The following is an 18101-nucleotide window of genomic DNA, read 5'->3' as shown; positions in this document are numbered from 1 at the left end:
TTCATTTATTTGATTCTAATCCTGATGTAATTCCTTTTTAAGGCCTTCGGTATTCAGGTAGATAAGAATCTGGTCAGTTCGATGATCTGCGGCATGTGCTCCAGGATCATCATATCCAAGGAAGACATCCGCCCTTACTCCATGGATGTTTTCGAATGGAATCTGTTGTATAATGCCATTAAATGTATAATTAAAGGTAATTCCTTTCTTTGCATCTTCCTCTGTAGGATATCTAAATCGCGATAAGGTCGAATCCTCATCCAAGACCCCCAACTTTTTTAGAAATTTTTCTTTAAATAAACCAGGGGGTATGCGTGTATTGTCGCGGTTCTCAGGTTGTAGAAGGTCTAGACGCATCTGGAGATTACCTTCAGGATCTTTTGTGATTTCGTGGTATTTTCTCCAACTAGTGTCTTTCTGTGGTCCTACCAGGCTTTGGTTATCGCTATATCTTTTTTGTATTTTTTCTTCTACAGTACCAGAACCTGCATTTTCTATTTGCTTTAATACATCGCGCCAATATTGGCTGAATGCATCAATTCTTTTTTTAGCCCCCTCTACTAGAACTTTCTCATCTGCGGTCTCTGCTATTGAGTCAAGCGCTTCACTGATTAATACAAGTGGATTTTCCCGCTCGCGGCGTTCCCATTCTTCATCTGTCTTTTGTTCTGCGATCAATGCGGCTTTATGGATTATTTCTTTCGGGACCCCCGCCTCTGTAAGGAGTGCTTCTTGGGACATGAGAGCATGCCTTGCTTTTGTATGCTCCTTTCGGTACGGAGTCATCGCATTCTCCGCCGCTCGTATTTCTTCATAAGGCATTGGGCTGAATTGATTTGATTCATTTGTGGGCATATGATTGTCATTAATAGATATAGACATTTTTGTAGGATTACATTAAAATTCAACTTGCGGCGCTTGGTCTGCTCCTGCGGCTGATTCGAAGTACGCTCGTTGGTTGAATCCAAAGATGCGCGCGAAAAGATTGGCGGGGAAACGCAGGATCATGGTATTGTAATCCTTCACTTTTTCATTGAAGCGTCCGCGTTCAACCGCGACGCGGTTTTCCGTGCCGGCAAGCTCGTCCATGAGGGCAGTTACGTTTTCCGCGGAGCGCAACTGTGGGTAGTTCTCCACGATTACCAAGAGCCGCGCAAGGGCAGACTCTACCCCTCCGGCAGCTTGGGCTTTTTGGTCAACAGTCGCGGCGCCCGCATAACGGGAGCGCGCGTCAGCCAGTTTTCCAAATACTTCTTTCTCTTGTTCAAAAATTCCCTTTACCGATTCTACGAGGTTGGGGATCAGGTCAAACCGCCTCTGGTACTGGGTTTCCACTTGTGCCCATTGGCCATCAATGGCCTGGCTGGCGGTGACGAGCCGATTATACATGGAAATTCCCGCGAGAACGATGACAACGATGATGGCGAGGATGATGAGGGTAGAGCGTTTCATATTGAATATATGGTTAAATGGCTACATGGTTAGATGGTTGTTGAATATAAAGGTATAATAGCACATTTATTCTTTGTTTAAAATCCCACGAATTCTATTTCAGTCTCCAGTGCAATGCCGGTTTTTTTTGCGGTTTCCTCGCGGATGAAATTGATAAGAGAAAGCATGTCTTCGGAAGTTCCTTGTTCTTTATTACCTGGGGATTGTAAGAAGTTGCCGTGGAATGTAGAAATGTGCGCGGTGCGGAGCGCTGTACCAAGCCCGAAGAGCCGGTCAATATTGGCGCCTGCGGAGACAGGTATGTGGTGTTCTGCCGCATCTTGAGAGGGTATGTTTTTGAAGACACAGCCTGCAGTGCCTGCGGCAGTCTGGGTGGTATTTTTATACGATTGCCACGCCTTATAATAGACGTCAATTTTTTGCCAGAGCGGCTCATCTGCGCGCGAAAGCATAAGGGTCACATCCCAAACGAGCCATTCTCTTGTTTGCTGTAAAATATTATGGTCATAGCTAAATGCGAAACGGTCATGCGGCCAGGTCGTGATTTCACCCGTGTGGATATGGAGGAGCGTCACTTCTTTTACATAGCGGTCAAAATTATCAGGGCCACCGTGGACGTTGTTGCGCAAAGCTCCCCCGACGCGGGCGGGAATGCCGAAGAAAGACTCTAGCCCGACCAGCCTTTCCTGGTGGGCGGTTGCGATAAGCTGTTGCAGTGAGGTACCGGCACCTGCCTTCACCTCGACCACGGGCAGTCCATCGGGTGTGGCGGGTTTTTGCGGAGGAGAGGGACGATCGTGACTGCTCATCTCCCACCGTGCGTCGTTCGGGCTCGGCATTGGAAGACACGCGTCAGCCCCGCCAGCGCGGGACTGCGCTCCGCCTCGCTCGCTCGACCCCGCTACGCGGGGACCGTGCTCGAGCGAGCTCCGGAGGGTCTGACCAATTGCCGAACCCTCACTTTGGGAAGTTGGATTTTCTATGACATCCGCCGCGTCAATTTCTCGATTTGAAAAAGTAATTGTATTATTGCTTGGTTGTAGCACTACCCCTCTCCATCCCGCATCGGAAAAGAGCACATTGCTGCCGCCGCCAAGGACAAACAGGGGAATTTTGAGTTCGTGGCAGGTTTTAACGACACTTTGCGTGTCTTCCGCGGTCCGGGGAGTTAAGAAGAAATCAGCCGGACCTCCTAAGCGAAAGGTGGTTTTGAGGCGAAGAGGGAGCGCGCGAACGTACCATTCCTTTGATCCGAAACGGCGCTCAAATTCCTGCCCTGTTTCCGCGGCAGAGGAACCTAAGGGTATGACATTGGCGAACCCTTCAAGGGAAGTATTACGATAATGCTGGTTGAGGGGTATTTTTTTAGGGGAAACTTTAAGTATTTTTTTTACCGCATCAATCATTGCGCGGCGATGGGAAGGATTGCGCAATATGCTTACCATAGTGGGGGCGACTGAAGTAAGGATGATAAGGAGAATAATGGGGATGAGATATTTGTCCACCCCGGGCACGGTATCGCCGAGGACGAATCCCAAATATGAGATGCCCACTGCCCAGATAAGCGCGCCAATCACATTGAAGAACAGAAATTGCCCGTACCGCATCCTGCCCACCCCCGCGAGTATTGGCGCAAAGGTGCGCACAATAGGCATAAAACGGGCAAGGATGATGGTTTTGCCGCCATGGCGTTCATAAAAGCGTTTCGAGCGCTCAAGATGGTCCCGGTGGAAAAGGAGCGAATCCTCGCGTGAAAAAATTTTCGGCCCCAACCTGCGGCCGAAAGCATAGCCGAAACTGTCGCCAAGCACCGCCGCGAGAAACATAAGCGGAATGAGAATGCGGATGTCGAACACATGTTGTGATGCCAAAAATCCTGCGGTAAAGAGCAGGCTGTCGCCGGGGAAAAAAGCGCCCAAAAAGAGGCCTGATTCTGAAAATACCACGGCGGCAATACCGAGGTAACCTATAGATTCGATGAAGGCTACTAAATCCATATATGGTTGGTAAATCCAAATTTCAAAATCCCAATGTCAAAAAAAGCTCCAAACCCCAATGTCCAAATTTGGTCATTGAGAAATTGGGATTTGATTGGAAATTGGAAATTGGAATTTGGAATTTTTCATTTGCATTCATCCCAATTTTTACCCATTCCCACATGCACTTCAATCGGCACTTTGAGTTTGGCGACTGATTCCATTTCATCTTTAATCCACGCCGATACCTGATCAACAAGTTCATTTTTTACCTCTAAGACCAATTCGTCGTGCACCTGCAGGAGTATCCGCGCAGGGCGCGCGGAGGGCGGCACGTCAGTCAATCGTAATTCATTTTTAATGCGCGCGTCAACAAGGATCATCGCTTTTTTCATGAGGTCTGCCGCGGTCCCTTGGATCGGGTGGTTGATTGCCATGCGCTCGGCGGCGGCTCTCAAACCCTGGTGCTGGGCGGTAATTTCGGGGAGATACCGCCGGCGCCCGAAGAGCGTTTCCACATATCCTTTTTCGCGCGCGTCCGCAATGGTGCGGTCCACATACGTTTTGATTCCTTTGTGCACACGGAAATAGCGCTCTATGAAATCTTTTGCCTCGTCAAGATTGAGGCCCGATCCTTCCGCAAGACCTCGCGCTCCTAAGCCGTAGAGAATGCCGAAATTGATGGTTTTGGCTTCACGGCGCTGTTCAGGAGTAACCGAGTCGTAAGGGACGCCAAGGACGTTCGAGGCGGTTCGGCGATGGATGTCCTCATTGCGGTGAAACGAAGTCGTCATGGCCGCATCCCCCGTGATCGACGCGGCAATGCGCAATTCAATCTGGGAATAGTCAGCCGAGATGAGCCTAAAGCCGCGTTCGGCCACAAATGCCTTGCGGATCATGCGTCCCTGCGCGGTCCGGATGGGTATATTTTGCAGGTTGGGATTGGACGATGAGAGGCGGCCGGTCGCTGCCACGGTTTGGTTAAAGTCGGTATGGATTCTGCCGCTTGTAGAGTCAACTTGCGCGGGGAGCGCCTCAAGGTAGGTGGAGCGCAGTTTAAACAGTTCACGGTACTCCATCATCAGCTCTATAATCGGGTGTTTGCCCTTAAGCTTTTCAAGCTCGCCCGCGGCTGTGGAAATGCCGGTTTTGGTCTTCCCCAAACCTATGGTCGAGAGCGAAAGCTTTTCAAAAAGGATTTTCTTGAGCTGCTGGGGGGAGTTTATGTTGAATTCTTGTCCCGCATTTTTGTAAATTTGCGTTTCTAATTTTTTAAGCGCTTTATGCACTTCTTTTGATTGCTCCTCCAGCACTTCCACGTCAATTTTTACCCCCGCTTCCTCCATGTCGGCAAGGACGGGGATGAGGGGCATTTCGATCTCATCGAGGAGTTTCAAGTTTTCCCGTTCTTCAAGGCGTTCTCTGTATGGCGCCACCAGGCGAAGAGTGAAGTCAGCGTCTTCGCATGAATAATTTGCCACCTCTACAACAGGCACTTTATCCATGGTGATTTGCGTACGCCCCTTGCCGATTAATTCCTCGATAGGCTGCATTTGGTAGCCGAATTCAGTGAATACCACTGTCTCGAGATTATGCTGGCGCGAACCGGGATTCAAAAGGTATGATGCGACCATGGTGTCAAAGGTGAATCCTCTCGCATTGATGCCGTGTGTGCGCAGAGCTTCGAGGTCAAATTTCACGTTGTGTCCCCACTTCATGATGCGGGGATCCTCGAGGATCGGCTTTAATTTCGCTATGTCGAAATTTCGATATGTCGCGTCAATGTAGTACGCTTCTCCTTCTTTCCAGCAGAAACTCATGCCTATCATGCTTGCCTTAAAAGGGTTTATACCTGTGGTTTCCGTATCAATGACAAAAGATTTTTGTTTATCAAGGTCAGAAATAAATTGTGCGAATTTCTTTGGATCGTCTATGAGCGTATAGCGAACCCCTTTCCATTCACGGCGTGGGATGACACGAGTTTCAAAAATGGCGCCTTGCGTGCGGTGTTCTGCGGGTGTTTTCTCTTCAAGGGTTTGCTCTTGTTTCGTCTCACCCATAGAAGCGGGGATTTTCCCGACCAATGATTGGAATCCCCATTGCCGGAAAAGATTGACGAGCGCCTGCGTATCGCAGCTGCCTATACGCGCATCCTCAAGATGAAAGGTAAGCGGCGCATCCTGGACGATGGTGGCAAGTTTTTTGGAGAGGAGCGCGTCTTTCTTCCCCTGTTTTAATTTTTCAAGCACCCCGGGCTTAATGTCATTTGTTTTTTCAGATTCTACTGTCTGATACACACGGTCAAGGGTTTTATAGCGCACTAAGAGTTCTGTGGCGGTTTTTTCTCCAATACCCCTTACTCCCGGGATATTATCAGAAGGATCGCCGCGCAGAGCTTTGTAATCTATCATTTGCTCGGGGGAAAGCCCGAAGCGTTCTTTCACCGCAGCCGCGTCGTATATCATCGTATCGGTAAATCCTTTGCGGAAGGTATAGACTTTTGTGCGGTCATTGACGAGCTGCAGCGCATCCAAGTCACCGGTGACGATAATTGCATCAAGTTTTTCAGTTTGTCGGTTTGCCAGTTTATTAGTGGTTTGATGGGCAAGCGTGCCGATGACGTCATCCGCCTCGTATCCGTCCAATTCCACCACGGGGAGATTGAACGCGCGGATCATTTCTTTGATAAGCGGGATTTGGTCATAGAGCTCCTGGGGCTGTGTGATGCGCTGCGCTTTGTACGCCGCATACATCTCATCGCGGAACGTGGGCGCTTTCGTATCGAACGCCACGGCAAGGTAGGCAGGTTTTAAATCTTTCAGCACTTTTAAGAAGGTTAGTGCGAAGCCATAGACCGCGTTTACCAGCTTGCCTTCTTTGGTGGTTAAGGGGGGGAGGGCATGGAACGCGCGGTGGAGGAGGGCGTTTCCATCTATAATGATGAATTTTTGTGCTGTCATATGGGGTAATCCTACCACAAACAACGTCCTCTCCCTAGTAAGGGAGAGGATTGAGGTGGGGGTGTTGGAAACAGGTGGAGTTAATTTTGCTTAGTGCTCATTTCTTAGTCTTCAGCGATTCCCTGAGAACTTCTTGTTTTATTTTGTCTACTTTTGCAGTCACCTGCTCCATCACCCGCCTTGCGTCACTATCCAGCTTCTCCATTCCTCCCTCAAATTCTTCCATAATGCTATTTACCTTCACATTGACCGCCTTGTAGATTTTCTCCTGCTCCTGTTTGAGCTTTTTGGCAAACTCGCTTCTTCTCTGCCCTCTCTGTTTTTGGATGCTCTCGCGTTGTTGTTTGGCATGTGTTACTACCTTGTTTACTTTCCGCATGGTCTCATTCAAATTTTGTTGTAGTTGTTGGGGTGTCTTCATAAGAGTTGAAAATTAATAGCTTAACGCTAACTGCTCTGCATTACCGCCAAGTTCAAGAAGCCTCTTCTTCGCATTATTAAATCGATCACTCACCTCTCCCAGCCGCTGCTTGTGCAACGCCATATATTTTCGCTTTTCACCTATTTCATGGTGAATGGCGCCTTTCGCAGCTTCATTGCCAGTAATCTCCTGCCCGATCATCTCTAGTTGCCGCTCTATTTTTGGCAATTCGCCTTCTGCTAATTTACGAATCGTCTCGTTGAGTTCCATCCCTTCTTGCAATTCGGCCATTTGAGTTTCTAATTGTGTTTTCACGGTTCTCAAATCTCCCAAAGTAGCTTCTATCTGTGCGGCATTGGATTCGTCGTCTCCGGTGTTTTGCTCTAACTGAAGAATCTCCGCCTCAACGCTCCTCACCTCTCCTTCCAGGAGCGGCAGCTCTTTCTTCAGCGTGAATTGCTCAATGAGATTGTTCTTCTTTTCGACAATCTGCGCGTATTTATCTTTACCGAAGTCAATGGCTGCGTTAAAAAGTTCGGGGGTAGTGGTGGCTCCCACTACGATATCGGTTATCTTCTTTGTTCCCTCGCCCAGCCGTTTAAAAAAAGAACTCCCCGCTTCTTTGAAGCTTGTGAGTTTTTGTTTGGCGGAATCAAACATCTGGCTCGCTCTTTCGCGAACGGGAGCGATCATGTCATTGAATCCTCCTGTCACGCGCTCCTTTTTGGCGTGGATTGCATCTCTTGTTTGCGTCTTTCTTTCTTGACCCCTCTGAGCGAGACGTTCAGAGAGTGACAGGCCATCTCCTTCTCGTGTAGGCATAGAGTATAAATTTATTGGAATAATACTTACAGTTTACCATGAAGTTTGCAAAAAAAGCAAATAGTAAGGAGAGTCGGAGGCAAGCTCCGACGCTACGCCGCAATAATTACCTCATGGTAGCGTGGCAGTTTATCTGCCACTTATCTACAGCTCGAGCAGGGAATGTATTTCTACGATAATATCTTGCAGATATTGCCGTTCTTCTTCAAAACCGTGCGTGCGGACGTCATACGGAGTTCCACGTGCGGGGTAAATAATTTTTCTTCTGACCAGATTTCTTATATGGGTCGCCACGGTGCCGTGAGGATCTACCTCTGGTACGAGTCCGCCATTGAAGTCTGTATCCGCGAGCGCAAAGAGGAACTGCTGGAGTTGGTGTTTTAACTCTGGATCAGCGGTTTCTGCGAAACTCTGGTGCGCGTCTTCAAAGTGTGGGGACGGGGCGTTGATATGCGCATGTTGAACGAGTCCAGGATATTGTTCATGGATCTGCATTAACACTCTGGCGGGATCGAGTCCTTGTATGCGGCAATGCTGGAAATCAAACGTCAACCCAATATTTTGCTTTTGCGCGTCTCCTAACAATTCTGCCAGATTTGATGGATTATACACAAATTTAAATTTTTCACGGGGAAAATGCGCTATTTCACTCCCTTGAGTTTCCACAGATACTGTCACCTCTGGCGCAATTTTGCCCCGTGCGTCTGACAGCGCGTCAATGAGAGCGTGTACGTGTTCCTCGGGATTCTTTTCATCTTTAAGTGGGTGTGCAAATTCTGCGGCATGAACGACAATGATATACGCTCCCATTCTTTGGGCAGCCTCTAATCCCGCCCCAAGGCGTCCCTTATTTGTTAATGTTCCTTGTGCGCCCCATGAGGGGAAGAATAAAGTGTGGGGGGATGTGAGATTATGTTTGAGTTTACTTGCCAGGGTTGGTTCCATTTCCGCACGCGGGATGGCGCAGTGTACCGCGCGCACGTATCCCTTAAGGTATTTTTCAAGGTCGTCCAAGGATTCTTCCCGCTTGAGGAGGCGGTTGCCCAGCACATATTCCATTTGTACGTCGGGTATGCCAAGGTTTTGTAATTCTGAACGGAATTTTTGGAGAAACAGTGCGGTAAGCTTGAGATCCCAGCCGGTGAGTTCTGGGAACACCATGGGCAAGGTAATATTACGAAACACTTGTTCTCGCTGTTCTTGGGAAGGGAGTTCTCGCTCTTGTTCTTTGAATGGCGATTCCTGTTCTGGCATACACGCTTTTATTTTATCAAAGGTTCATTGTGACATCATGATTTGCGGTACATCAAGAAATGTGCGGTAGGCGTCCACGAGCCGCGTAAGCATCACTATCTCCGCTGTAAATTCCCTTGAGGTAAAAGGAATATGAAGCAATACGCGGTTTTTTCTTCGCAAGAGGATCCTTACATAGCGGAATAATGTTCCCGGCGGATTCACTTCCGGCAAAATTGCACCTTCGTAATTCATTTCCGCAAGGCAGAGGAGAAATGCGCTCATTTCGCTCTTCCATGTTTCATCGTCCGCGTCCGCGATGCTTTTATGCTGGTCCAGATGAGGGATCGGGGACCGGTTGATGTGCACGTGTTTAATGACGCGAGGGTGGCGGTGGAAGATTTGCCTAAGGATCGTTGACGGAGTTGACCCTCCGTGCGTATTAATCCGATAGTGCTGGAAATCAAACGTCATGCCGATATGGCGGTTTTGCCAGGGCGAGAGCGCATCGGCAAGCGCGAGAGGATCATAGACATAAGGATAATTTTCTCTAGGAATGCCATTCATCTGATGGCCCTGATGTTCCATGCAGATGATCACGTATGGGGCGATTGCATCGCGGACGGCGATGATTTTTTCCATAATATCCGCAAATGTCCTCTCCAATCCTACATGTGCCGCAAGATGAAAAGCAAGCTCGCTCGCGTGCAGGACGATGAGTTTCGCGTCCACCGCCTGTGCCGCGGCCAGTCCTACGGTAAGCCGCCCTTGTTGCGCGGCGGCGGGCGTCTTATATTCAGCGGGAATGAACACGGCAGGGGGATGGGTTACCAGCTTAATAAGCCTGTCTTCCAAGGAAGACCCCCATTCATGCGCCGCGATGGGAAGATGCACGGAATGCACCTTGCCTTTGAAGAGGCGCGCGTATTCTTCCAGCGGTTCCCGGCGCCGGAAAAGATCCGTTCCCAGCCCCAGTTCAATTTTCGCGCGCGCAATGCCTTTTTCCTTATATTTCTTTTGCGCTTCCGTCACGAACGCGGAGGTCAGGGAAAGATTGCCCCCGACTATGCCGGGGGTGAGAATGGGTATGATGAGATGTTCGTAAATTTTTTGGCGTTGAGCGAGAGGAGGAATGTTTAGTTCGTAGAACGTAGAGTCACTCATGGTTTTTTTACTATTCTCCTATGATTTTCACCAGAACGCGTTTTGGCCGTTGGCCGTCGAATTCCCCGTAAAAAATTTGTTCCCAAGGCCCGAAATCAAGCTTTCCGTTCGTGACCGCAATCACTGCTTCCCTTCCCATAATGGTGCGTTTGATGTGCGCGTGCCCAGTATATCAACATCCAACGCCACACGGGACTGTCCTGGTACGGTTATATTGAATGAGTACGACCATTGATCGATGATTCATAATATAGGTTGAAGCGAACGTGTGGCGACTGTTGATGGAGGCGTCACTCTTTCTCTTATTCTCGAAACCATGATAAGTGCCATGTGTCATACCATGATTACTGAACTAAGACAGCCGCCTCCATCTTGGATGTTGTATTTCTGGGCGTGGGCATTATCTTCTCCGGTAAGGTTATGTTGGTAGCGGTCAGGGTCGTAAGGAGCCAACTCCTCAAGCCATGTTATAAAGTCTTCCTTCAGGCCCTGTTCTTCATCGTTGATAAAGACGGAGGAAGTGATATGCATGGCGTTCACGAGGCATAGGCCTTCTTGTATTTTTGATTGTTGTACCGCTTTTACAATCTCCTGTGTAATATTCACGATCTCTATTTTTTTCTTCGTTTGATATGTCAGATAGGTTGTATAGGTCTTCATAATCAGTTATGAGAGTGGAGGTGTTTTTAGGTGATGATCGGTTGCTTGCTGATAGGCTTTGCCCGTGCGGAAAAGCAAGGGCTCGTCAAAATGTTTGCCGATGAGCTGCAATCCTACGGGTAGCTCGACACCCCCTCTTCGAGTCTCCCCCTTTTTAAGGGGAGAACCTGTATCGTCGTCAGGCGCGGGTGCGAAGCCGCAGGGAAGGGAAATGCCAGGGAGGCCGGTGAGGTTCACCGCTACCGTGAAAATGTCGGCAAGGTACATTGCAAGCGGGTCATTGGCTTTTGCGCCGATTTTAAATGCAACCGTAGGCGAGGTGGGGCATGCGATGACGTCCACGTCTTGATAGGCTTTTGCGAAATCTTCCCGGAGGAGCAGGCGCACGTGGTGGGCTTTTTTATAATACGCGTCGTAATAACCGGAGGAGAGCGCGTGCGTGCCGATCATGATGCGGCGTTTGGATTCAGGTCCAAAACCGTGAGAGCGCTGCTGCTCATACCATTCAATCAACGCGGATTGACGCGGATCGTCACGCTTGGCTTTATCGCGGAAATACGCGGAAGTGTGTATTTCTTTAACTCCCCCGAATCGTATACCATCAAAACGCGCGAGGTTGGAAGACACTTCTGAAGGCACAATGACATAGTAGGTTGCCAGCGCTTGGGGCGCATGGGGAAGAGAGATCATTTTTACTTCTGCGCCGAGCTTTTCCAATACGGCGATGGCTTCCTGCACGCGTTTCTTTACCCCGTTTTCAATACCTTCTGCATCCCAGTGTGACCCCACGTATTCTTGGGGTATGCCGATTTTAAGGCCACGCACGTCATAACTCCCCCCGCCCCCTCTTACCTTAAGAGGGGGAGGACTTATTGAAGTGGCGTCGCGGGGGTCATGCCCTTTGATAACATTGAATACCGTTTCTGCGTCTTCGACGGTGCGGCTAAAGACACCGATCTGATCAAGCGACGACGCCATAGCAATGAGGCCGTAGCGCGACACGCTGCCGTAGGTGCACCGCAGCCCCACGACCCCGCAGAATGAGGCGGGTTGGCGGATGGAGCCTCCGGTATCGCTCCCTAGCGCATAGGGCGCAAGATCTGCGGCGACCGCCGCCGCAGATCCTCCGGATGAGCCGCCTGGCACGCGCGATTGGTCCCAAGGGTTTTTCACCGGCCCAAACCCGGAGTTTTCATTTGATCCGCCCATGGCAAATTCGTCGCAATTGGTTTTCCCGAGGAGGACGTATCCTTCTTCTTTCAGCTTTTCTATCACCGTGGCATCGTAGGGAGGCGAATAGGTCTCGAGCATTTTCGACCCCGCGGTCGTCTTGATCCCCTTAGTGATAATCACGTCTTTCACCGCGGTTGGCACGCCCGTGAGCGGATTCACCGGAATCCCTTGTGCGATCTGGCTGTCTACTTCTTTAGCCGAGGCAAGCGCTTCTTTCTCCGTTATGGCGAGAAACGCGTTGAGTGAAGGGTTCTTGTTTTTGATGCGTTCAAGATATTCCTTTGTGAGTTCCTGTGCAGAGAAATCTTTATGCAAAAGGCCCTCGTGAATTCTCCCTATCGTCAGATTTGTTAAGTCCATAAGTGAAAATTCCTTTAGGTTTCAAAAACGCCGGGCACCTTGAGGAATTCTCCGTCGCGCATCGCGGATGGTGATAAGAATTTCTCGCGGGCGGTTTCGCCTGGAATGCAAGTAACCTCGTCAGTGCGTGTAACATTTGTATTTATTGATAGGGAAGAAGAAGGCGTTTTGGCGCTGTCAGCCACCTGTTGAATTTGTCCCACATAATCAAGAATACCTTCAAGTTGCGGCCGGTAGCGCTCAAGTTCGGCATCAGACAGTTTCAGCCGCGCGAGGCGGGCGATGTGTTGTATCTCTTCAGCGTTGAGGGACATACAGATCGAAAATGGTTACATGGTTAAATGGCTACATTGTTACCTTACATGGTTATTCGAGGAGTTTCAATGGGAGGAAACCGTTGATTTTGTCTCCACTGCCAGAAGTTTTGGGTGAATTTTTCATCAGGGAGATCATCGTAGGGTACTTTTATGAGTCGTTCTTTCCTCAATTCGGCTGTTGGCAATGTCTTATAGATCGGCAACTGAAGAACGTCATTTGCAGGGTCGTTGATTTTACGCCTTGCGAGATCTATAATTTTTATTACGAACCAATTCGCTTTTTCTACCTGGTCTTGGGGAAGAGGATAAAAATTAAAATTTGGATACTTTTCAATCTGCGCATTTAAATGTGCAAAAAAATTTTCATTGGTACAGATACCCATTTGTTCGAACACCTTAGACATTCGCCAGAAGATGGTTGGTTGTCGCTCTTTTTGTTTGGGGAGAAATCTTCTCACATTAGTAAGCACACGTTTTTCAAGAGGCACTTGCAGGCTGTGTTCCGCGAGTTTAAACCCCTCAGCTTTTCCTTCCGCTACAGATTTTATTAGTCGTTCTGTGATACTCGTCAAGAATATTATCAGTGATGGATCCTCTGGGTGCCTCACAAAATTGGTTTTATAAAAATTTCTTCTCACCTTCGGCGCGGGATGTATAATACCGCTCTCTAGCGACTGTTTTGCTTCAGGCGCATAGAGTATCGTACTTTTCCCCTCTCTCGAGATAACTGCGAGTTCATTAAAGGTTACGTCATGTTCCGCTAACCGTTTTGAAATAATATCCTTACTAAGCTGGGAAACCGCTATTCCTTTTGGATCTATGTGAAGTTCGTGTTGCATTTTAACTCTTGCTTCACCTGACGTAGCTATTATGTCTAAGTCGGTGACAGGTAATTCTCCTTGCGGGATAGGTATGTTCCAGTGTAATCGGGCAATATTTCGTGCCGCTCCTCCATAATAGCTTGCTGGCCCGTATTTGTTAGATAGCGTATCTAATGGTATGATGCCCATTTTTTGTGCTTCCTGCCACAATGCCGGGCTTATGAGTTCTTCTTGGAGTGAATCCTTGAACATTTCGATCGCTTCTTGTTCACGTGCCTGTTCTTGGGAGTCATCGTTTTCCTTAAGCAATTTATTCCCCACGAATTCAAGATGGGTGATCAACTTTTCCAATGGATCGCTCACGTCCTTCGTCAGTTCCCTGACGTCACCTTTTGTTTCTTGGAATAGCTTGAGCAGGTGATGTAGTTCCTCCAGTACCCTATTTTTTTCTGGTTTTGGGAGCTCACTCTGTGTAATAAGATCCTCAGCTTTTTTAAAAAGCCAAGGATATTCTGCCACGCCCTTCTCACGACCAAGAGTATTTGTTTGATGAAATTTTGAATAAAAGCTCTCACTTAATTCATCCATTCCTTTTATTGATTCACCTATAGGCATAAATTCAGAGTGCTTTTTTGAGGAGTGTTAGAAAGGAGAGTTCATCAAGTTGTGGTACATTGAGCTTTTTTGCTTTATCAGCCTTTGATCCTGGATTTTCGCCGATGATTACGTAAGATGTTTTTTTGGAGATTGATTCTGATACTTCACCGCCTAGAGCGCGGATGCGCTCCTTGGCGTCGTCTCTGCTTAATGAAGAGAGCGTGCCGGTGAGCACAAAGGATTTGCCTGCAAAGGGAAGCGCGGACAGGGTTTGAGAGAGCGTAATCGTTACTCCATTTTTAAATAAATTACGAAGAAGGTCAAGGTTCTGTTTCGTGTGGAAGTATATATGGAGGCTCTTGGCAACCACGGGACCGATGTCTTTGATAGAAGACCAGTCGTCTGCGGTCAAGCGTTGAAGCTCCTCGAGTATTTGCGATGAATACACCCCCCTCTCTATCTCCCCCCTTTTTAAGGGGGAGATCGGCGGCGTGTTTCTTGATTCTATCACATGCGCAATGTCCTGTGCCGTCTCTTCGCCGACGTGGAGAATACCGAGCGCGTACAAGAAGCGCGCAAATTCTATATGTTTCTTGCTCTGAATCGATGCCACGATTTTATTCGCTTTCAGTTCAGCAAAACCTTCCAAGCCTTCTAAATCCCGCGCTTCCAGCGTAAAGAGGTCGGATGCGTCTTTAATCAAGCCTTGGTCATAGAGGAGATCGATGATTTTGATTCCCAAGCCCTCGATATCAAACGCGCGCCTTGCGACGAAATGATACAGGCCCTCGCGGTGTTTGGCAGGGCAGTCTGGATTGGTGCAATAGAGTGCCACCAGCTCAGCCTTTTGCGCCACCATACCGCCACAGACAGGGCACTTCTTTGGCATGTGAAATTCTCGCTCTTTACCCGTGCGCAATTGGGGAAATGTGCTCACGACTGCGGGGATGATATCGCCCGCTTTTTCTATAACGACCGTGTCGCCGATTTTCACTCCCAGACGTTTGATCTGGTCGGCGTTGTGGAGCGTGGCGCGCGACACCGTGGTGCCGGCGACGCGCACCGGTTCCAAGATTGCCACGGGCGTGAGCACGCCGGTGCGGCCGACTTGGAGGATAATATCTTTAATTTTGGTGGTTGCCTGTTCTGCGGGGAATTTAAACGCCACCATCCAGCGTTCTGACTTTCCTATCGAGCCTAATCGTTTTTGCTGGACAAGGTCATTGACCACCAGCACCACGCCGTCGGTCTGATAGGGGAGGCTTTTCCGTCTCGTCTCCCATGCGTGGATGTAGGATTCTGCTGCGTCCAAATTCTGCAACTCTTCACAATTGCGGTTTGTCTTGAAGCCGAATGCCGAGAGCGTTTTATGCACGTCGGCATGCGTGTGAAGCTCTAAATCAGTAATGATTTCAAACGCGTAGAAATCCATCTTTCTCGAAGCGGCGATTTTTGAATCAAGCTGGCGAATGGAGCCTGCGGCAAGGTTGCGGGGATTGGCAAATTCCTTTTCTCCGTTTTTTATCTGAAGGCGGTTAATACGTTCCAGCTCCTTTTTTTCTATCACAATTTCACCGCGGACATGGAGTTCATTTGGAATTCGTAACTCCCCCTCAGAAAGACTCACTGAGTCTTTCTGAACCCCTCTTACCCTAAGAGGGGGACGTGATGTTCTCTCAGCGTTGATCTGCGTGTTATCTGCGTGTATCTGCGTCAGGCGGAGGGGGATGCTCTCAATTGTCTTTAGATTCTGCGTGACGTCTTCGCCGACCGATCCATCGCCGCGCGTGGCGCCCCGCGTGAATAATCCGTTTTCATACGTAAGCACGATCGCCAAGCCGTCCATTTTTAATTCTCCATAATATCCTTTCATTTTTTCACCTAAGAGTTTTTCATTGCGTGTTTCCCAATCCTGAAGCTCCTCCTGCGTGAATGCATCGTTGATGGAGAGAATAGGCTGGGGATGCTTCACCTGGGCAAAGGCGGGCAAGGGCTCGCCGCCCACGCGCTGGGTGGGCGAGTCTGGGGTAATGAGATCGGGAAACTGCGCCTCCAGTCGCGCCAGTTCGTGTTTCAACGAATCATCGACTGCATCAGAAACTTTTGGGCGGTCGAGCACGTGGTAGGCGTATCGGTTTTCGTCAATGAGTTTCCGGAGTTTTTCGATGCGGGTTTTAGCTTCGGATTTGGTCATATTTACCATAATGCAAAAATCAAAAATCAAAAATCAAAATTGAGGTATTTCGTCCCGCTTTGCGGAACTCCATAATTTTGGGATTTGGATTTTGGATTTTGGGATTTATATATTATGGCCTATATCCTCTTGATGTCAATTGGTACGTTCCCGGTGCGGACAAGGGCGGTACGCCGTGTTCCAGATAGAAGCGGATGGAGTAGTCGGTGCTTGACGCATTGGTATAGCTGTAAGCGCACGGCTGCACCACGCCGCGCACGCAAGGGGGATTTGTTTTTGTGAGGGGGTCAAAGGGCGCTTGGAGAAGATAGAGAGGTTCTTCCGGGGATGCAACCCATCCGCGATGATCAAGCGCTTGCGCGGCTTTGGATCCGATGACCAGATATTTCCCGAGCGGGTACACGCCCTCTGGGTGCGCATACAGCTCGAGCGCGGCGCGCACCTGGCCCAAGTCAGCCAGGCGTTTTACGTCTCTTGCTTCTTGCCTTACCTTTTGGAGGTATCCGAGCGTAAGCGAGGTGAACACTGTGATAATGAGCATTACAAAAAAAGCTTCAACTAACGTGAAGCCAGTTGTACTATGAATATAGTTTGGGTGTGGTGCAATAAAATGTTTTTTATGTTTTTTCATGAATAAAAAATCCTAAATCCTAAATCCTAAATCCTAAACAAATCCAAATGCGGATCGTTTTAGAGTTTAGAGTTTAGAATTTAGAGTTTCTCAACTATCTTTCTTGCCACTGCGAGCCGCGGAAGCAGACTGATTTGGAGCTTTGTCCGGGAGAAGGGTTCGCGCCCGTTTGGCTCGTGACGTAATAATAGTAAATGACATCAGGCACAATATCCCTGTCCGTATAGGTGAGCGCGGTCAATCCGCTTGCGATGAGTGTGGCGGAAGCAAAATTGTCCGTTGCGACATTGCGGTAGACGCGGTAGCTGGTGGCGCCAGAGAGCGATTGCCAATTGAGCGTGATGAGGCCGCACGCGGAAATGGGGGCTAAGGGATCCACGGTTACCACGCATGAGGGAGTGGCGACCGAAAGAGGACAAATGACTTCTGGCGGATTGCCGGACCATGTGCCGGTGCAGGCGGGCGCGGCAGTGGAATTATTGAGTGTCCCCGCAGAGGGGAGCACTACCTTGAGGTAATATTGATAAGAACTGCTCGGGCTCGCTGTGGTGTCATAGGTAAACAGCGTGGTGATATTTGATTGGACAACGACCCAAGCTGTGAATGAGGAGCATGTCGGCGGGTCTGTGCAGGTATGTCGGTAGAGGGTGTAGCTCACTGCCGTTTTGGCTGCGGTCCACGTAAACCCGACCTCATCGCACTTTGTCGCGGCAGCGCTGGTAAGCGAGAAAAAGCTCGCGCAGGTAGGGGAGGTAGTGAGATTGACCGTGTGAGGGGTGGGAGAAGAGGGGAGGCCGTCGTTGTCAGTAACGGTGAGGGTCACTTGGTAAGGACCGCCGGGGCCTGGGCAATTTGCCGTGGCTTGAACATCAGTATCTTCCGTCGTCCCCGCGATATTGTATGCTTCAACCCACCAATAATAAATCGTGTTACAGATAAGAGGATTAGGATCAGTGTACGTCGTGGCGTCGGCTGACAAGGTGACGATTGGCGTTCCAGGTTTCGTAGCGGCGGTGTTGCGGTAGACACGGTAGCCGTCTTCATTATTGGCGTTATCGTTCCAGTTCGCCGTCATGCCGGTAGCAGTCACGTTGGTAAACGGCGTGATAGTCGGCGCGGCCGGAGGCGTAGGCGCGGCAGAGGCTGGTTTGATCGACACGACTATCATAGTCCAGTCATTGGCGGCTAATAAATCACCATCAGCGCCAACGGTCACCGTAGAAGGTGAAGCAGTGATTTCATACCACGCAGACAGACGGG

15 protein-coding genes and 1 pseudogene are annotated in these 18101 nt (G+C 49.2%); all 16 read right to left on the bottom strand.

All coding sequences use genetic code 11. The features are described from left to right. Positions 1-15: 15 nt before the first annotated feature. Positions 16-855, bottom strand: coding sequence for a hypothetical protein (locus tag WC659_01560; GenBank protein ID MFA4872603.1), 840 nt, complete (start codon positions 853-855; stop codon positions 16-18). A 42-nt stretch (positions 856-897) separates the two neighbouring features. Continuing rightward, positions 898-1452 carry a LemA family protein gene (locus tag WC659_01555; protein MFA4872602.1) on the bottom strand — a complete coding sequence of 185 codons (555 nt, stop codon included), beginning with the start codon at positions 1450-1452 and terminating at the stop codon, positions 898-900. 77 nt (positions 1453-1529) lie between these two features. Next, positions 1530-3449 (bottom strand): VTT domain-containing protein, encoded by a 1920-nt coding sequence (locus WC659_01550; protein MFA4872601.1) that lies wholly within the window; start codon positions 3447-3449, stop codon positions 1530-1532. Positions 3450-3574: 125 nt separating this feature from the next. Beyond that, a complete protein-coding gene (polA, locus tag WC659_01545) occupies positions 3575-6388 on the bottom strand; it encodes a DNA polymerase I (protein MFA4872600.1) in 2814 nt (937 codons plus the stop codon). A 97-nt stretch (positions 6389-6485) separates the two neighbouring features. Beyond that, positions 6486-6809 (bottom strand): hypothetical protein, encoded by a 324-nt coding sequence (locus tag WC659_01540; GenBank protein ID MFA4872599.1) that lies wholly within the window; start codon positions 6807-6809, stop codon positions 6486-6488. Between the two features lie 12 nt (positions 6810-6821). Beyond that, positions 6822-7631 carry a hypothetical protein gene (locus WC659_01535; GenBank protein ID MFA4872598.1) on the bottom strand — a complete coding sequence of 270 codons (810 nt, stop codon included), beginning with the start codon at positions 7629-7631 and terminating at the stop codon, positions 6822-6824. 144 nt (positions 7632-7775) lie between these two features. Beyond that, entirely contained in the window at positions 7776-8885 is a 1110-nt protein-coding gene (locus WC659_01530) for a TIM barrel protein (GenBank protein ID MFA4872597.1), read from the bottom strand. Between the two features lie 24 nt (positions 8886-8909). Next, the gene (locus tag WC659_01525) at positions 8910-10028 is read right to left on the bottom strand and encodes a TIM barrel protein (GenBank protein ID MFA4872596.1); all 1119 of its coding nucleotides are present in this window, start codon (positions 10026-10028) and stop codon (positions 8910-8912) included. Positions 10029-10038: 10 nt separating this feature from the next. Then, a pseudogene (locus WC659_01520) lies at positions 10039-10188 on the bottom strand (YjbQ family protein). Between the two features lie 173 nt (positions 10189-10361). Continuing rightward, positions 10362-10688 carry a YjbQ family protein gene (locus tag WC659_01515; protein ID MFA4872595.1) on the bottom strand — a complete coding sequence of 109 codons (327 nt, stop codon included), beginning with the start codon at positions 10686-10688 and terminating at the stop codon, positions 10362-10364. Between the two features lie 6 nt (positions 10689-10694). After that, positions 10695-12281, bottom strand: coding sequence for an Asp-tRNA(Asn)/Glu-tRNA(Gln) amidotransferase subunit GatA (gene gatA, locus WC659_01510; protein ID MFA4872594.1), 1587 nt, complete (start codon positions 12279-12281; stop codon positions 10695-10697). A 14-nt stretch (positions 12282-12295) separates the two neighbouring features. Continuing rightward, positions 12296-12595, bottom strand: coding sequence for an Asp-tRNA(Asn)/Glu-tRNA(Gln) amidotransferase subunit GatC (gatC, locus tag WC659_01505; protein ID MFA4872593.1), 300 nt, complete (start codon positions 12593-12595; stop codon positions 12296-12298). A gap of 44 nt (positions 12596-12639) precedes the next feature. After that, complete coding sequence (locus WC659_01500) at positions 12640-14034, bottom strand: hypothetical protein (GenBank protein ID MFA4872592.1); 1395 nt, start codon at positions 14032-14034, stop codon at positions 12640-12642. 4 nt (positions 14035-14038) lie between these two features. Then, positions 14039-16210: an NAD-dependent DNA ligase LigA gene (ligA, locus tag WC659_01495; protein ID MFA4872591.1), complete on the bottom strand. Its 2172-nt coding sequence runs from the start codon at positions 16208-16210 to the stop codon at positions 14039-14041. A 112-nt stretch (positions 16211-16322) separates the two neighbouring features. Continuing rightward, positions 16323-16841: a type II secretion system protein gene (locus WC659_01490; GenBank protein ID MFA4872590.1), complete on the bottom strand. Its 519-nt coding sequence runs from the start codon at positions 16839-16841 to the stop codon at positions 16323-16325. A gap of 94 nt (positions 16842-16935) precedes the next feature. After that, a partial coding sequence (locus WC659_01485; protein ID MFA4872589.1) for a hypothetical protein occupies positions 16936-18101 on the bottom strand: 1166 nt, incomplete at its 5' end.

It is taken from the genome of Patescibacteria group bacterium (assembly GCA_041645165.1).
In the GTDB taxonomy this organism is placed as follows: Bacteria; Patescibacteriota; Patescibacteriia; order 2-02-FULL-49-11; family 2-02-FULL-49-11; genus 2-02-FULL-49-11.
This window is presented reverse-complemented; position numbering and strand designations above follow the sequence as displayed.

Coding starts and splice junctions, on each gene's coding strand:
- ligA (MFA4872591.1), bottom strand. CDS start 16,210: ATGACCAAATCCGAAGCTAAAACCCGCATCGAAAAACTCCGGAAACTC.
- WC659_01555 (MFA4872602.1), bottom strand. CDS start 1,452: ATGAAACGCTCTACCCTCATCATCCTCGCCATCATCGTTGTCATCGTT.
- gatA (MFA4872594.1), bottom strand. CDS start 12,281: ATGGACTTAACAAATCTGACGATAGGGAGAATTCACGAGGGCCTTTTG.
- WC659_01530 (MFA4872597.1), bottom strand. CDS start 8,885: ATGCCAGAACAGGAATCGCCATTCAAAGAACAAGAGCGAGAACTCCCT.
- WC659_01550 (MFA4872601.1), bottom strand. CDS start 3,449: ATGGATTTAGTAGCCTTCATCGAATCTATAGGTTACCTCGGTATTGCC.
- WC659_01525 (MFA4872596.1), bottom strand. CDS start 10,028: ATGAGTGACTCTACGTTCTACGAACTAAACATTCCTCCTCTCGCTCAA.
- gatC (MFA4872593.1), bottom strand. CDS start 12,595: ATGTCCCTCAACGCTGAAGAGATACAACACATCGCCCGCCTCGCGCGG.
- WC659_01540 (MFA4872599.1), bottom strand. CDS start 6,809: ATGAAGACACCCCAACAACTACAACAAAATTTGAATGAGACCATGCGG.
- WC659_01500 (MFA4872592.1), bottom strand. CDS start 14,034: ATGCCTATAGGTGAATCAATAAAAGGAATGGATGAATTAAGTGAGAGC.
- WC659_01535 (MFA4872598.1), bottom strand. CDS start 7,631: ATGCCTACACGAGAAGGAGATGGCCTGTCACTCTCTGAACGTCTCGCT.
- WC659_01490 (MFA4872590.1), bottom strand. CDS start 16,841: ATGAAAAAACATAAAAAACATTTTATTGCACCACACCCAAACTATATT.
- WC659_01515 (MFA4872595.1), bottom strand. CDS start 10,688: ATGAAGACCTATACAACCTATCTGACATATCAAACGAAGAAAAAAATA.
- polA (MFA4872600.1), bottom strand. CDS start 6,388: ATGACAGCACAAAAATTCATCATTATAGATGGAAACGCCCTCCTCCAC.
- WC659_01560 (MFA4872603.1), bottom strand. CDS start 855: ATGCCCACAAATGAATCAAATCAATTCAGCCCAATGCCTTATGAAGAA.